This window comes from Pseudomonas sp. B21-035 (assembly GCF_024748945.1).
Classification (GTDB): domain Bacteria; phylum Pseudomonadota; class Gammaproteobacteria; order Pseudomonadales; family Pseudomonadaceae; genus Aquipseudomonas.
This window is the reverse complement of the sequence record NZ_CP087179.1, coordinates 5,253,268-5,268,287: the sequence shown is the minus strand read 5'-3', so window position 1 is coordinate 5,268,287 and position 15,020 is coordinate 5,253,268. Positions and strand designations below refer to the sequence as shown.

Annotated in this window: 11 protein-coding genes, 4 tRNA genes and 2 rRNA genes; all 17 read left to right on the top strand. The window is 56.0% G+C overall.

All coding sequences use genetic code 11. The annotated features are described in order from the left end of the window. Window positions 1-39: 39 nt before the first annotated feature. The 17 genes from LOY22_RS24150 to rpoB all read left to right on the top strand — a co-directional run bounded on the left by LOY22_RS24150 (window position 40) and on the right by rpoB (window position 14,960). A 23S ribosomal RNA gene (locus LOY22_RS24150) occupies window positions 40-2,929 on the top strand. Window positions 2,930-3,064: 135 nt separating this feature from the next. Beyond that, window positions 3,065-3,180 (top strand): 5S ribosomal RNA (rrf, locus tag LOY22_RS24145). Between the two features lie 164 nt (window positions 3,181-3,344). Next, window positions 3,345-4,304 carry a bifunctional biotin--[acetyl-CoA-carboxylase] ligase/biotin operon repressor BirA gene (gene birA, locus LOY22_RS24140; RefSeq protein WP_258595105.1) on the top strand — a complete coding sequence of 320 codons (960 nt, stop codon included), beginning with the start codon at window positions 3,345-3,347 and terminating at the stop codon, window positions 4,302-4,304. Then, window positions 4,294-5,040, top strand: a complete 747-nt coding sequence (locus LOY22_RS24135; protein ID WP_045202403.1) for a pantothenate kinase — start codon at window positions 4,294-4,296, stop codon at window positions 5,038-5,040. The genes birA and LOY22_RS24135 overlap by 11 nt, the downstream gene beginning before the upstream one ends. A gap of 7 nt (window positions 5,041-5,047) precedes the next feature. Then, window positions 5,048-5,476, top strand: a complete 429-nt coding sequence (locus tag LOY22_RS24130) for a hypothetical protein (RefSeq protein WP_045202405.1) — start codon at window positions 5,048-5,050, stop codon at window positions 5,474-5,476. Window positions 5,477-5,628: 152 nt separating this feature from the next. Next, window positions 5,629-5,712 (top strand) — tRNA-Tyr (locus LOY22_RS24125). A gap of 24 nt (window positions 5,713-5,736) precedes the next feature. Continuing rightward, window positions 5,737-5,810: transfer RNA gene (locus LOY22_RS24120), tRNA-Gly, on the top strand. A gap of 26 nt (window positions 5,811-5,836) precedes the next feature. Next, window positions 5,837-5,912: transfer RNA gene (locus LOY22_RS24115), tRNA-Thr, on the top strand. A gap of 85 nt (window positions 5,913-5,997) precedes the next feature. Beyond that, window positions 5,998-7,191, top strand: a complete 1,194-nt coding sequence (gene tuf, locus LOY22_RS24110; RefSeq protein WP_010220303.1) for an elongation factor Tu — start codon at window positions 5,998-6,000, stop codon at window positions 7,189-7,191. Between the two features lie 53 nt (window positions 7,192-7,244). After that, window positions 7,245-7,320, top strand: a tRNA-Trp gene (locus LOY22_RS24105). A gap of 45 nt (window positions 7,321-7,365) precedes the next feature. Beyond that, window positions 7,366-7,734: a preprotein translocase subunit SecE gene (gene secE / locus LOY22_RS24100; protein WP_045202238.1), complete on the top strand. Its 369-nt coding sequence runs from the start codon at window positions 7,366-7,368 to the stop codon at window positions 7,732-7,734. A gap of 9 nt (window positions 7,735-7,743) precedes the next feature. Then, a complete protein-coding gene (gene nusG / locus LOY22_RS24095) occupies window positions 7,744-8,277 on the top strand; it encodes a transcription termination/antitermination protein NusG (protein WP_010220294.1) in 534 nt (177 codons plus the stop codon). Window positions 8,278-8,396: 119 nt separating this feature from the next. Further along, window positions 8,397-8,828, top strand: a complete 432-nt coding sequence (rplK, locus tag LOY22_RS24090) for a 50S ribosomal protein L11 (protein ID WP_010220295.1) — start codon at window positions 8,397-8,399, stop codon at window positions 8,826-8,828. Continuing rightward, window positions 8,828-9,523: a 50S ribosomal protein L1 gene (rplA, locus tag LOY22_RS24085; protein ID WP_045202241.1), complete on the top strand. Its 696-nt coding sequence runs from the start codon at window positions 8,828-8,830 to the stop codon at window positions 9,521-9,523. Before rplK ends, rplA begins: the two co-directional genes overlap by 1 nt. Before the next feature lie 199 nt (window positions 9,524-9,722). Further along, window positions 9,723-10,223 (top strand): 50S ribosomal protein L10, encoded by a 501-nt coding sequence (gene rplJ, locus LOY22_RS24080; RefSeq protein WP_045190247.1) that lies wholly within the window; start codon window positions 9,723-9,725, stop codon window positions 10,221-10,223. 78 nt (window positions 10,224-10,301) lie between these two features. Then, on the top strand, window positions 10,302-10,667 hold the full coding sequence (rplL, locus tag LOY22_RS24075; protein ID WP_043861936.1) for a 50S ribosomal protein L7/L12: 366 nt from the start codon (window positions 10,302-10,304) through the stop codon (window positions 10,665-10,667). A 219-nt stretch (window positions 10,668-10,886) separates the two neighbouring features. Then, window positions 10,887-14,960 (top strand): DNA-directed RNA polymerase subunit beta, encoded by a 4,074-nt coding sequence (gene rpoB, locus LOY22_RS24070; RefSeq protein WP_045202245.1) that lies wholly within the window; start codon window positions 10,887-10,889, stop codon window positions 14,958-14,960. Window positions 14,961-15,020: the final 60 nt, after the last annotated feature.

Genomic DNA, 15,020 nt, shown 5'->3' with positions numbered 1-15,020 from the left:
GTTGTCTTCACAGTATAACCAGATTGCTTGGGGTTATATGGTCAAGTGAAGAAGCGCATACGGTGGATGCCTTGGCAGTCAGAGGCGATGAAAGACGTGGTAGCCTGCGATAAGCTTCGGGGAGTCGGCAAACAGACTTTGATCCGGAGATCTCTGAATGGGGGAACCCACTCAGCATAAGCTGAGTATCTTGTACTGAATACATAGGTGCAAGAGGCGAACCAGGGGAACTGAAACATCTAAGTACCCTGAGGAAAAGAAATCAACCGAGATTCCCTTAGTAGTGGCGAGCGAACGGGGACTAGCCCTTAAGTGGCTTTGAGATTAGCGGAACGCTCTGGAAAGTGCGGCCATAGTGGGTGATAGCCCTGTACGCGAAAATCTCTTAGTCATGAAATCGAGTAGGACGGAGCACGAGAAACTTTGTCTGAATATGGGGGGACCATCCTCCAAGGCTAAATACTACTGACTGACCGATAGTGAACCAGTACCGTGAGGGAAAGGCGAAAAGAACCCCGGAGAGGGGAGTGAAATAGATCCTGAAACCGTATGCGTACAAGCAGTGGGAGCCTACTTGTTAGGTGACTGCGTACCTTTTGTATAATGGGTCAGCGACTTATATTCAGTGGCGAGCTTAACCGAATAGGGGAGGCGTAGCGAAAGCGAGTCTTAATAGGGCGTTTAGTCGCTGGGTATAGACCCGAAACCGGGCGATCTATCCATGGGCAGGTTGAAGGTTAGGTAACACTGACTGGAGGACCGAACCGACTACCGTTGAAAAGTTAGCGGATGACCTGTGGATCGGAGTGAAAGGCTAATCAAGCTCGGAGATAGCTGGTTCTCCTCGAAAGCTATTTAGGTAGCGCCTCATGTATCACTGTAGGGGGTAGAGCACTGTTTCGGCTAGGGGGTCATCCCGACTTACCAAACCGATGCAAACTCCGAATACCTACAAGTGCCGAGCATGGGAGACACACGGCGGGTGCTAACGTCCGTCGTGAAAAGGGAAACAACCCAGACCGTCAGCTAAGGTCCCAAAGTTATGGTTAAGTGGGAAACGATGTGGGAAGGCTTAGACAGCTAGGAGGTTGGCTTAGAAGCAGCCACCCTTTAAAGAAAGCGTAATAGCTCACTAGTCGAGTCGGCCTGCGCGGAAGATGTAACGGGGCTCAAACCATACACCGAAGCTACGGGTATCACTTAGGTGATGCGGTAGAGGAGCGTTCTGTAAGCCTGTGAAGGTGAGTTGAGAAGCTTGCTGGAGGTATCAGAAGTGCGAATGCTGACATGAGTAACGACAATGGGAGTGAAAAACTCCCACGCCGAAAGACCAAGGTTTCCTGCGCAACGTTAATCGACGCAGGGTTAGTCGGTCCCTAAGGCGAGGCTGAAAAGCGTAGTCGATGGAAAACAGGTTAATATTCCTGTACTTCTGGTTATTGCGATGGAGGGACGGAGAAGGCTAGGCCAGCTTGGCGTTGGTTGTCCAAGTTTAAGGTGGTAGGCTGAGATCTTAGGTAAATCCGGGATCTTAAGGCCGAGAGCTGATGACGAGTTGCCATTAGGCGACGAAGTGGTTGATGCCATGCTTCCAAGAAAAGCTTCTAAGCTTCAGATAACCAGGAACCGTACCCCAAACCGACACAGGTGGTTGGGTAGAGAATACCAAGGCGCTTGAGAGAACTCGGGTGAAGGAACTAGGCAAAATGGCACCGTAACTTCGGGAGAAGGTGCGCCGGTGAGGGTGAAGGACTTGCTCCGTAAGCCCATGCCGGTCGAAGATACCAGGCCGCTGCGACTGTTTATTAAAAACACAGCACTCTGCAAACACGAAAGTGGACGTATAGGGTGTGACGCCTGCCCGGTGCCGGAAGGTTAATTGATGGGGTTAGCTAACGCGAAGCTCTTGATCGAAGCCCCGGTAAACGGCGGCCGTAACTATAACGGTCCTAAGGTAGCGAAATTCCTTGTCGGGTAAGTTCCGACCTGCACGAATGGCGTAACGATGGCGGCGCTGTCTCCACCCGAGACTCAGTGAAATTGAAATCGCTGTGAAGATGCAGTGTATCCGCGGCTAGACGGAAAGACCCCGTGAACCTTTACTATAGCTTTGCACTGGACTTTGAATTTGCTTGTGTAGGATAGGTGGGAGGCTTTGAAGCGTGGACGCCAGTTCGCGTGGAGCCATCCTTGAAATACCACCCTGGCAACTTTGAGGTTCTAACTCAGGTCCGTTATCCGGATCGAGGACAGTGTATGGTGGGTAGTTTGACTGGGGCGGTCTCCTCCTAAAGAGTAACGGAGGAGTACGAAGGTGCGCTCAGACCGGTCGGAAATCGGTCGTAGAGTATAAAGGCAAAAGCGCGCTTGACTGCGAGACAGACACGTCGAGCAGGTACGAAAGTAGGTCTTAGTGATCCGGTGGTTCTGTATGGAAGGGCCATCGCTCAACGGATAAAAGGTACTCCGGGGATAACAGGCTGATACCGCCCAAGAGTTCATATCGACGGCGGTGTTTGGCACCTCGATGTCGGCTCATCACATCCTGGGGCTGAAGCCGGTCCCAAGGGTATGGCTGTTCGCCATTTAAAGTGGTACGCGAGCTGGGTTTAGAACGTCGTGAGACAGTTCGGTCCCTATCTGCCGTGGACGTTTGAGATTTGAGAGGGGCTGCTCCTAGTACGAGAGGACCGGAGTGGACGAACCTCTGGTGTTCCGGTTGTCACGCCAGTGGCATTGCCGGGTAGCTATGTTCGGAAGAGATAACCGCTGAAAGCATCTAAGCGGGAAACTTGCCTCAAGATGAGATCTCACTGGAGCCTTGAGCTCCCTGAAGGGCCGTCGAAGACTACGACGTTGATAGGTTGGGTGTGTAAGCGCTGTGAGGCGTTGAGCTAACCAATACTAATTGCCCGTGAGGCTTGACCATATAACACCCAAGCAATTTGAGCGAAAGCCAGATTGCGGTGTTGTGAAGACTGCACAGCCGAAGATTTGTAACTCACAAACATCACATACCCGATTCGCTGGAGTGTCTGAACAAGACCTTCTGGCAACAGAATTTCTTGACGACCATAGAGCATTGGAACCACCTGATCCCATCCCGAACTCAGCAGTGAAACGATGCATCGCCGATGGTAGTGTGGGGTTTCCCCATGTGAGAGTAGGTCATCGTCAAGATTAAATTCCGAAACCCCTATCTGCGCATGCAGGTAGGGGTTTTGTCTTTCTGGCTGTTTCCTCTGCGGGCGGTGACCACAGAGGGCCATTCCTACAGCTCAGTTTTCTATGCAATCCCCACCTGCATGGCTATCATGCCCTCCTCATTGTGAGTCGAGATTGGCATGCTGAAGTTGTTGAAGCTCCTCAAGGATGGCCGGTTCCATTCCGGGCAAGACCTGGGCGCAGCCTTGGGCGTCAGTCGCGCCGCCGTCTGGAAGCAATTACAGCTTCTTGAGGCTGAGCTGAACCTGCCCATTCATAAAGTCCGTGGCCGCGGCTACCAGTTGGCCACGCCGTTGTCGTTGCTGGAAGAATCGGCCATAGCCGAGCTTTCCCAGGGCGAACAATGGCCAGTATTGATATTCGAATCCATCGACTCGACCAATGCCCAGGCCCTGCGCTCAATCAGCGAAGGCCAGGCTGCGCCGTTCCTGGTGCTGGCTGAGCGTCAGGCGGCGGGGCGCGGCCGACGCGGTCGTCAGTGGGTCAGCCCATTCGCGGAAAACCTCTATTACAGCCTGGTGCTGCGTATTGAAGGCGGCATGCGCCAGCTGGAAGGTCTGAGCCTAGTGGTTGGCCTGGCGGTAATGCGTACGCTGCAGGCCTTTGGTGTTGCCGGCGCGGGACTGAAATGGCCGAATGATGTTCTGGTAAACAATCAGAAGATCGCCGGTATTCTCCTGGAACTGGTCGGAGATCCTGCGGACGTCTGTCACGTCGTGCTGGGGATTGGTATCAACGTCAACATGCAGGTCAACGAGCAGATCGATCAGTTGTGGACGTCAGTGCGTCGTGAGACAGGGGTGGCAGTCGATCGTAATAAACTGGTGGCTGCGCTCAGTCAGAACCTGCAGCAGGATCTGCAGCGCCATCGGCAATCCGGATTCGCCGCGTTCCAGGCCGAGTGGGAACAATCCCATCTGTGGCAGGGGGCTGCGGTGTCCTTGATTGCCGGAGTCAACCGGATTGACGGAATTGTTCTAGGCATTGACCGGCAAGGGGCGCTGCGCCTCGAGGTCGATGGTGTTGAAAAGAGCTTTAGCGGTGGTGAGCTCAGTTTGAGGTTGCGTGATGATTCTTGAGCTCGATTGTGGCAACAGCTTTATCAAGTGGCGAGTCATCAGCGCTACTGAGGGCGCCGTTGTTGCCGGCGGCATTGTGGACTCCGATCAGGCCCTGGTGGCTGCCGTCACGGCGCTCCCTGCAGCGCCCCGGCGCTGCCGCCTGGTCAGTGTCAGAAGTGAGGAGGAGACCGCTGGCCTTTCGGCGCTGCTCGCCCAGCATTTTGGCTTGAGCGTCGTGGTGGCTCAGCCTGCCAGGGAGGTCGCTGGCGTACGCAATGGCTACGAAGATTACCAGCGCCTCGGCCTGGATCGCTGGCTTGCGGTGCTGGGCGGCTTTCACTTGGCCCGTGGCGCGTGTCTGGTGATGGATTTCGGTACGGCGGCCAAGGCTGACTTCGTTTCGGCCGACGGCGAGCACCTGGGTGGCTTCATCTGCCCGGGCATGCCGTTGATGCGTAGCCAGCTGCGTACCCACACCCGACGCATCCGCTATGACGATGCCTCCGCTGAGCGCGCACTGTCGAGCCTTGCCCCTGGGCGTTCTACCGTCGAGGCGGTAGAGCGTGGCTGCGTGCACATGCTTCAGGGCTTTGTCCGCTCGCAGCTTGAGCATGCCCATGAGTTGTGGGGTGATGATTTCACTGTGTTGCTGACCGGGGGCGATGCGCTCCTGGTGCAAAAGGCCGCTCCACAGGCCCGGGTGGTTCCGGACCTGGTATTTGTTGGCCTGGCCATGGCTTGTCCCCTGGATTGAGGTGCCTATGCGTTGGTTGTTTCTGTTGTTGGTGGTGCTCAACGTCTTTTATTACGTCTGGCACCAGCAGGAAGCGCCGTTGAAGGCCAAGGAAGTGGCGCCGTTGTCGCTGTACAAGGGAAATCAGCAGGATATTCGTCTGCTGAGCGAGTCGAGCAAGGGTAAAACTGCGCCCGAGCGTGGCCAGGAGTGCCTCTATGTAGGTGGCTTGGTGGGCCAGGATCAGCTAAAAGCGCTGCGTCAGCGCTTGCTGACCCTGGATATCGCTGCTGCTCCAGTGACCGGCCGCCTGGGGGACAGCACGGGTTTGTGGTTGCAGATTGCGCCCCAGAGCCAGCGTTTGCTGGACCAAACCGTGCTCGGGACACTTTCCCATGATTTCAAAGACTTAAAACATAAAATAATGTTGTGCGAGGGTATTGCAACTGGCGAATAGCTTGATAGAATGGCGCCCGCTTCACAGGGAACACCACTGAGGTGGTAGAGCTGGAAGCGGTGTCAAAGCAGCTAAGTTTCAGATTTGATTGAAAAAATTTGAAAAAACGCTTGACACTTGATCGGTATCTGAATAGAATGCCGGCCAATTCTGGAGGGATTCCCGAGCGGTCAAAGGGGACGGACTGTAAATCCGTTGCGAGAGCTTCGAAGGTTCGAATCCTTCTCCCTCCACCAGTTTTAGCGAGAGCCGCAAGCTCCGCGGGTATAGTTTAGTGGTAGAACCTCAGCCTTCCAAGCTGATGATGCGGGTTCGATTCCCGCTACCCGCTCCAGGTTTGCTGTTGTTGCACAGTGTTACGCTCTTGTAGCTCAGTTGGTAGAGCACACCCTTGGTAAGGGTGAGGTCAGCGGTTCAAATCCGCTCAAGAGCTCCATATAACAAGGCAGATATGAAAATATCTGCCTTTGTTTTAATGGTCATATTGACTTGCTTGTTTCTTATTGCTGAGGATTGTCTCGATGGCTAAGGAAAAGTTCGATCGTAGTCTGCCGCACGTAAACGTCGGCACCATTGGTCACGTTGACCATGGCAAGACCACGCTGACTGCGGCACTGACCCGCGTCTGCTCCGAAGTTTTCGGTTCGGCCGTCGTTGAATTCGACAAGATCGACAGTGCTCCAGAAGAGAAAGCTCGCGGTATCACCATTAACACCGCACACGTCGAGTACAACTCGAACATTCGTCACTACGCTCACGTCGACTGCCCAGGTCACGCTGACTACGTGAAGAACATGATCACCGGTGCTGCCCAGATGGACGGCGCGATCCTGGTTTGCTCGGCCGCCGATGGTCCGATGCCACAAACCCGTGAGCACATCCTGCTGTCCCGTCAGGTTGGCGTTCCGTACATCGTGGTCTTCCTGAACAAGGCTGACCTGGTAGACGACGCTGAGCTGCTGGAACTGGTCGAGATGGAAGTTCGCGACCTGCTGTCCACCTATGACTTCCCAGGCGACGACACCCCGATCATCATCGGTTCGGCTCGTATGGCGCTGGAAGGCAAAGACGACAACGAAATGGGCACCACCGCTGTCAAGAAGCTGGTTGAGACTCTGGACAGCTACATCCCAGAGCCTGAGCGCGCTATCGACAAGCCGTTCCTGATGCCAATCGAAGACGTATTCTCGATCTCGGGTCGTGGTACTGTTGTTACCGGTCGTATCGAGCGTGGTATCGTCCGCGTTCAAGACGCCCTGGAAATCGTTGGTCTGCGTGACACCACCACCACCACCTGCACCGGTGTTGAGATGTTCCGCAAGCTGCTGGACGAAGGTCGTGCTGGCGAGAACTGCGGCGTGCTGCTGCGCGGCACCAAGCGTGACGACGTTGAGCGTGGTCAGGTTCTGGTCAAGCCAGGTTCGGTCAAGCCGCACACCAAGTTCACCGCAGAAGTTTACGTTCTGAGCAAAGAAGAAGGCGGTCGTCATACTCCGTTCTTCAAAGGCTACCGTCCACAGTTCTACTTCCGTACTACTGACGTGACTGGTAACTGCGAGCTGCCAGAAGGCGTTGAAATGGTAATGCCAGGTGACAACATTCAGATGACTGTTACCCTGATCAAAACCATCGCGATGGAAGACGGTCTGCGTTTCGCTATCCGTGAAGGCGGTCGTACCGTCGGCGCTGGCGTAGTAGCGAAGATTATCGAATAAGTAGTTGATTTCTCTCGATCAGGCCGGCATAATGGTCGGCCTGATAAGCTTTTAGGTCAGTAGCTCAATTGGCAGAGCGACGGTCTCCAAAACCGTAGGTTGGGGGTTCGATTCCCTCCTGACCTGCCAGATTCACCTCGTGTGTCTGGCTTTCTTTTCACAGGATCTTCCTAGATGACTCCCAAGGCTGAAGCCCAAGACTCTCGTTTTGATCTGCTCAAGTGGCTGGCTGTTGTCGCTTTGGTAGTCGTTGGTGTTGTGGGTAACCAGTATTACTCTGCTTCGCCGATTCTGTATCGCGTACTTGCACTGCTTGCCCTTGCTGCTGTAGCTGGCTTTGTTGCCCTGCAGACCGCCAAAGGCAAGTCGTTCTTTGCGCTGGCAAAGGAAGCTCGCACCGAGATTCGTAAAGTCGTATGGCCAACCCGCCAAGAAACCACGCAGACCACGCTCATCGTAGTGGCGGTTGTCCTGGTGATGGCGTTGCTGCTGTGGGGTCTCGACTCCCTGCTGGGTTGGTTGATTTCCTTGATTGTTGGCTAAGGGTGTCCCGTGGCTAAGCGTTGGTACGTTGTGCATGCTTACTCGGGTTACGAGAAGCATGTCATGCGCTCGCTGATCGAGCGCGTAAAGCTGGCTGGCATGGAAGATGGCTTCGGCGAAATTCTGGTCCCCACTGAAGAAGTGGTTGAGATGCGCAATGGCCAGAAGCGCAAAAGCGAGCGTAAGTTCTTCCCAGGTTATGTGCTGGTCCAAATGGACATGAACGAAGGGACTTGGCACTTGGTCAAGGACACCCCTCGCGTCATGGGCTTCATCGGTGGTACTGCAGACAAGCCTGCACCGATCACTGACAAGGAAGCCGAGGCCATTCTGCGTCGCGTTGCCGATGGCAGCGACAAGCCGAAGCCGAAGACTCTGTTCGAGCCGGGCGAAGTGGTCCGTGTTATCGATGGTCCGTTTGCTGATTTCAACGGTACCGTTGAAGAAGTTAACTACGAGAAGAGCCGGATCCAAGTGGCCGTGCTTATTTTCGGTCGCTCTACCCCGGTAGAGCTCGAGTTCAGCCAGGTCGAGAAGGTCTAGCCGAACAAAGCATCCCATACCCCGCAGCCCTATGTGCTGCGGGGTTTTGTCGTCACTGGGATAAAACGCAAGTCATCCGGGGAGCCATCTGGCGTTCGTACCCGATATTGGAGTAGCTCATGGCTAAGAAGATTCAGGCTTACATCAAGCTGCAAGTAAAGGCCGGCCAGGCCAACCCAAGCCCACCCGTTGGTCCAGCACTGGGTCAACACGGTGTGAACATCATGGAATTCTGCAAGGCCTTCAACGCCCGTACCCAGGGTCAAGAAGCCGGCCTGCCGACTCCTGTGATCATCACTGTTTACAGTGACCGCAGCTTCACCTTCGAAACCAAAAGCACCCCTGCTTCGGTTCTGCTGAAGAAAGCAGCTGGCCTGACCAGCGGTTCTGCACGTCCGAACACCGTTAAAGTCGGTACTGTGACCCGTGCTCAGCTGGAAGAGATCGCAAAAACCAAAAATGCTGATCTGACCGCTGCTGACATGGATGCGGCCGTGCGTACCATCGCCGGTTCCGCTCGCAGCATGGGCCTCAACGTGGAGGGTGTGTAATGGCTAAGCTGACCAAGCGCCAAAAGGCCATTGCTTCGAAAATCGAAGCAGGCAAAGTCTACAACTTCGAAGAAGCAGCAGTGCTGCTGGCCGAACTGTCCACCGTGAAGTTCAGCGAATCCTTCGACGTTGCTGTCAACCTCGGTGTTGACCCACGTAAATCCGACCAGGTCGTACGTAGCGCTACCGTGCTGCCACACGGCACTGGCAAGACCGTACGTGTAGCTGTCTTCACCCAGGGTCCTGCTGCCGAGGCCGCTCTGGCTGCCGGCGCTGACCGCGTTGGTATGGACGATCTGGCTGCCGAAATGAAAGGCGGCGACCTGAACTATGACGTCGTTATTGCTTCCCCGGACGCAATGCGTGTTGTAGGTCAGCTGGGTCAGGTTCTGGGTCCTCGCGGCCTGATGCCTAACCCGAAAGTCGGTACCGTAACTCCAGACGTAGCCACCGCGGTTAAAAACGCCAAGGCTGGTCAGGTTCGTTATCGCACCGACAAAAACGGCATCATCCACACCTCCGTTGGCAAAATCGGCTTTGAAGCTGGCAAGCTGAAGGAAAACGTTGAAGCCCTGATCGCTGATCTGAAGCGTATCAAGCCAGCTTCCTCGAAAGGTATCTACGTCAAGCGCGTTACCCTGAGCACCACCATGGGCCCAGGTCTGGTCATCGATCAGAGCTCGCTGAACGCGTAAGACAAAACCCGGTGCGAGTGATCGCACCAGGTTGAAAAATTGGGGTCCCTGCCTGGCGGGGGCTATCCAAGACCGTAGGCGACGCAAGTCTTAAACCACAAGCCTACGCAGATGGTGCCCCTGGTTCCTTACCGAATCAGACACCAAAACGACATCCGGCCCCGGCTGGATGAAACGGTAACAAGCAGGAGTTTTACCCGTGGCAATTAAACTCGAAGACAAGAAGGCCATCGTCGCTGAAGTCAACGAGGCTGCCAAAGTCGCTCTGTCTGCTGTCGTGGCTGATGCCCGTGGCGTGACTGTAGGCGCAATGACCGGACTTCGTAAAGAGGCTCGTGAAGCTGGCGTTTACGTACGTGTTGTACGTAACACCCTGCTCAAGCGCGCTGTTGCTGACACTGAATTCAGTGTCCTCAACGACGCCTTCACCGGCCCTACCCTGATCGCGTTCTCCAACGAACACCCGGGCGCTGCTGCCCGTCTGTTCGCAGAATTCGCCAAGGGTCAGAGCAAGTTCGAGATCAAGGCAGCTGCGTTCGACGGCAAGTTCCTTGCCGCAAACCAGATCGACGTGTTGGCTTCGCTGCCGACCCGCGACGAAGCTATTGCAAAGCTGATGAGCGTGATCCAAGGCGCTACCAGCAAGCTGGCTCGTACTCTGGCAGCCGTTCGCGACCAGAAAGAAGCTGCTGCAGCCTAAGGCGCAGAAAGCACTTTCGAAATCATACGTTTAATTTGATGGCTGCGTAGGCTGTCACCCCAATACAGGATTTAAGTCATGTCTCTGACTAACGAGCAAATCATCGAAGCAATCGGCCAGAAAACCGTTCTGGAAGTTGTTGAGCTGATCAAAGCAATGGAAGAAACCTTCGGCGTTACCGCTGCTGTTGCCGCTGCTGGCCCAGCTGCTGCCGCTGCCGTTGTTGAAGAACAAACCGAGTTCAACGTTGTTCTGGTTGCCGCTGGCGACAAGAAAGTAAACGTGATCAAGGCTGTTCGCGAACTGACCGGCCTGGGCCTGAAAGAAGCCAAGGAAAAGGTTGATACCGCTCCTCAGGTTGTTGCTGAAGGCGTTTCGAAAGAAGCCGCTGACAAAGCTAAAGCTGACCTGGAAGCAGCAGGCGCTACCGTCGAACTGAAATAATTTCGACTGTGCGTCTCCAGCCCGAGCGACAAGCGAAAGGCTGATGGCTGGTGGCTCTTGCCACCGGCCTTTTTCCGTTATTGGCAGCTGACCAGGTCGGCGCTGATAACGAGCTGCAACCACCAATGATGGTGGCGCAAACCAAGGGGTTTGCACGATTTTCTGGCTGCTCCCGTCGGGAGAAGCCAAACAAGCAGGTGACCAAGCTGGGGAACGCTGATGGCTTACTCATACACTGAGAAAAAACGTATCCGCAAGGACTTTAGCAAGTTGCCGGACGTCATGGATGTGCCTTACCTCCTGGCCATCCAGCTGGATTCGTATCGTGAATTCTTGCAAGCGGGAGCGACCAAAGATCAGTTCCGCGACGTGGGCCTGCATGCGGCCTTCAAATCGGTTTTCCCGATCATCAGCTACTCCGGCAATGCTGCCCTGGAGTACGTTGGCTATCGTCTGGGCGAACCGGCTTTTGATGTCAAAGAATGCGTACTGCGTGGCGTGACCTACGCGGTGCCGCTGCGGGTAAAAGTCCGCCTGATCATTTTCGACAAAGAATCGTCGAACAAAGCGATCAAGGACATCAAAGAGCAAGAAGTCTACATGGGTGAAATCCCCCTGATGACTGAAAACGGTACCTTCGTAATCAACGGTACCGAGCGTGTTATCGTTTCCCAGCTGCACCGTTCGCCGGGCGTGTTCTTCGATCACGACCGCGGCAAGACGCACAGCTCTGGCAAACTGCTGTACTCGGCGCGGATCATTCCTTACCGCGGCTCGTGGCTGGACTTCGAATTCGATCCGAAAGACTGTGTATTCGTCCGTATCGACCGTCGTCGCAAACTGCCTGCGTCGGTTCTGCTGCGCGCGCTGGGCTACAGCACTGAAGAAGTGCTGGACGCTTTCTACACCACCAACGTTTTCCACGTGTCGGGCGAGAAGCTCAGCCTGGAGCTGGTGCCTCAGCGCCTGCGTGGTGAAGTTGCGGTCATGGACATCCATGACGAAACCGGCAAGGTCATTGTCGAGCAAGGTCGTCGTATCACTGCTCGCCACATCAACCAGCTGGAAAAAGCTGGCGTCAAGCAGCTGGACGTGCCGCTGGAATACGTCCTGGGCCGCACTACCGCCAAGGCGATCGTGCACCCGGCTACCGGCGAGATCCTGGCTGAGTGCAACACCGAGCTGAGCACCGACGTCCTGGTGAAAATCGCCAAGGCCCAGGTTGTTCGCATCGAGACCCTGTACACCAACGACATCGACTGCGGTCCGTTCATCTCGGATACCCTGAAGATCGACTCCACCAGCAACCAACTGGAAGCGCTGGTCGAGATCTATCGCATGATGCGTCCTGGCGAGCCGCCAACCAAGGATGCCGCCGAGACCCTGTTCAACAACCTGTTCTTCAGCGCCGAGCGTTACGACCTGTCGGCCGTAGGCCGCATGAAGTTCAACCGTCGTATCGGTCGCACCGAGATCGAAGGTTCGGGCGTGCTGAGCAAGGAAGATATCGTCGAGGTCCTCAAGACCCTGGTCGACATCCGTAACGGCAAAGGCATCGTCGACGACATCGACCACCTCGGTAACCGTCGCGTCCGCTGTGTCGGCGAGATGGCCGAGAACCAGTTCCGCGTTGGCCTGGTGCGTGTAGAGCGCGCGGTCAAAGAGCGTCTGTCGATGGCAGAAAGCGAAGGCCTGATGCCTCAGGACCTGATCAACGCCAAGCCGGTTGCGGCGGCGGTGAAAGAGTTCTTCGGCTCCAGCCAGCTCTCGCAGTTCATGGACCAGAACAACCCGCTGTCCGAGATCACCCACAAGCGTCGTGTCTCTGCACTCGGCCCTGGTGGTCTGACCCGTGAGCGCGCAGGCTTCGAAGTCCGTGACGTACACCCGACCCACTACGGCCGCGTGTGCCCGATCGAGACCCCTGAAGGTCCGAACATCGGTCTGATCAACTCCCTGGCGGCATACGCTCGCACCAACCAGTACGGCTTCCTGGAAAGCCCGTACCGCGTGGTGAAAGAGGGCGTGGTTACCGACGACATCGTGTTCCTGTCGGCGATCGAAGAAGCTGATCACGTCATCGCCCAGGCTTCGGCCACGATGAACGAGAAGAAGCACCTGATCGATGAGCTGGTAGCTGTTCGTCACCTGAACGAATTCACCGTCAAGGCGCCGGAAGACGTCACCCTGATGGACGTTTCGCCGAAGCAGGTAGTTTCGGTTGCAGCGTCGCTGATTCCGTTCCTCGAGCACGACGACGCCAACCGTGCGTTGATGGGTTCGAACATGCAGCGTCAGGCTGTACCAACCCTGCGCGCCGACAAGCCGCTGGTCGGTACCGGCATGGAGCGCAACGTTGCCCGTGACTCCGGCGTTTGCGTCGTGGCCCGTCGTGGCGGCGTGATCGACTCTGTCGATGCCAGCCGTATCGTTGTTCGCGTTGCCGATGACGAAGTTGAAACCGGTGAAGCCGGTGTCGACATCTACAACCTGACCAAATACACCCGTTCGAACCAGAACACCTGCATCAACCAGCGTCCGCTGGTTAACAAGGGTGACGCGGTTCAGCGTGGCGACATCATGGCCGACGGCCCGTCCACCGACATGGGTGAACTGGCGCTGGGTCAGAACATGCGCATCGCGTTCATGGCGTGGAACGGCTTCAACTTCGAAGACTCCATCTGCCTGTCCGAGCGTGTTGTTCAGGAAGACCGCTTCACCACGATCCACATCCAGGAACTGACCTGTGTGGCCCGTGACACCAAGCTTGGCCCAGAGGAAATCACCGCGGACATCCCGAACGTCGGTGAAGCTGCGCTGAACAAGCTGGACGAAGCCGGTATCGTTTATGTTGGTGCTGAAGTTGGCGCTGGCGACATCCTGGTCGGCAAGGTCACGCCAAAAGGCGAAACCCAGCTGACTCCGGAAGAAAAACTGCTACGCGCAATCTTCGGTGAGAAAGCCAGCGACGTTAAAGACACCTCCCTGCGCGTGCCTACCGGCACCAAAGGTACTGTCATCGACGTGCAGGTCTTCACCCGTGATGGCGTCGAGCGCGACAGTCGTGCGCTGTCCATCGAGAAGATGCAGCTGGACGAGATCCGCAAGGACCTCAACGAAGAGTTCCGCATCGTCGAAGGCGCAACCTTCGAACGTCTGCGTTCGGCCCTGAACGGCCAGGTTGTCGACGGTGGTGCAGGCCTGAAGAAAGGCACTGTGATCACCAACGAAGTCCTGGACGGTCTGGAGCACGGCCAGTGGTTCAAACTGCGCATGGCCGAAGACGCGCTGAACGAGCAGCTCGAGAAGGCCCAGGCCTACATCGTTGATCGTCGCCGTCTGCTGGACGACAAGTTCGAAGACAAGAAGCGCAAGCTGCAGCAGGGCGATGACCTGGCACCGGGCGTACTGAAGATCGTCAAGGTCTACCTGGCAATCCGTCGCCGCATCCAGCCGGGCGACAAGATGGCCGGCCGTCACGGTAACAAAGGTGTGGTCTCGGTGATCATGCCGGTCGAAGACATGCCGCACGACGCCAACGGTACTCCGGTCGACGTGGTCCTCAACCCGTTGGGCGTACCATCGCGTATGAACGTCGGTCAGATCCTCGAAACCCACCTGGGCCTGGCGGCCAAAGGTCTGGGCGAGAAGATCAACCGCATGCTCGAAGAGCAGCGCAAGGTCATCGAGCTGCGCAAGTTCCTCACCGAGATCTACAACGAGATCGGTGGTCGTCAGGAACAACTGGAGACCTTCTCCGACCAGGAAATCCTGGACCTGGCGAAGAACCTCAAAGGCGGTGTGCCAATGGCCACTCCAGTCTTCGACGGTGCCAAGGAAAGCGAGATCAAGGCCATGCTGAAACTGGCAGACATGCCAGAAAGCGGTCAGATGCAGCTGTTCGACGGTCGTACCGGCAACAAGTTCGAGCGTCATGTGACCGTTGGTTACATGTACATGCTCAAGCTGAACCACTTGGTGGACGACAAGATGCACGCGCGTTCCACTGGTTCTTACAGCCTGGTTACCCAGCAGCCGCTGGGTGGTAAGGCGCAGTTCGGTGGTCAGCGTTTCGGGGAGATGGAAGTGTGGGCGCTGGAAGCATACGGCGCGGCATACACCCTGCAAGAAATGCTCACAGTGAAGTCGGACGACGTGAACGGTCGGACCAAGATGTACAAAAACATCGTGGACGGCGATCACCGTATGGAGCCGGGCATGCCCGAGTCCTTCAACGTGTTGATCAAAGAGATTCGTTCGCTCGGTATCGATATCGATCTGGAAACCGAATAACACGTGACGCGAATCGGGAGCGTGGCTGAAAAGCCCGCTCCCTGCTCCGCCAGGAGGAAA

Coding starts and splice junctions, on each gene's coding strand:
- rplA (WP_045202241.1), top strand. CDS start 8,828: ATGGCTAAGCTGACCAAGCGCCAAAAGGCCATTGCTTCGAAAATCGAA.
- LOY22_RS24130 (WP_045202405.1), top strand. CDS start 5,048: ATGCGTTGGTTGTTTCTGTTGTTGGTGGTGCTCAACGTCTTTTATTAC.
- LOY22_RS24135 (WP_045202403.1), top strand. CDS start 4,294: ATGATTCTTGAGCTCGATTGTGGCAACAGCTTTATCAAGTGGCGAGTC.
- secE (WP_045202238.1), top strand. CDS start 7,366: ATGACTCCCAAGGCTGAAGCCCAAGACTCTCGTTTTGATCTGCTCAAG.
- rplL (WP_043861936.1), top strand. CDS start 10,302: ATGTCTCTGACTAACGAGCAAATCATCGAAGCAATCGGCCAGAAAACC.
- birA (WP_258595105.1), top strand. CDS start 3,345: ATGCTGAAGTTGTTGAAGCTCCTCAAGGATGGCCGGTTCCATTCCGGG.
- tuf (WP_010220303.1), top strand. CDS start 5,998: ATGGCTAAGGAAAAGTTCGATCGTAGTCTGCCGCACGTAAACGTCGGC.
- rpoB (WP_045202245.1), top strand. CDS start 10,887: ATGGCTTACTCATACACTGAGAAAAAACGTATCCGCAAGGACTTTAGC.
- rplK (WP_010220295.1), top strand. CDS start 8,397: ATGGCTAAGAAGATTCAGGCTTACATCAAGCTGCAAGTAAAGGCCGGC.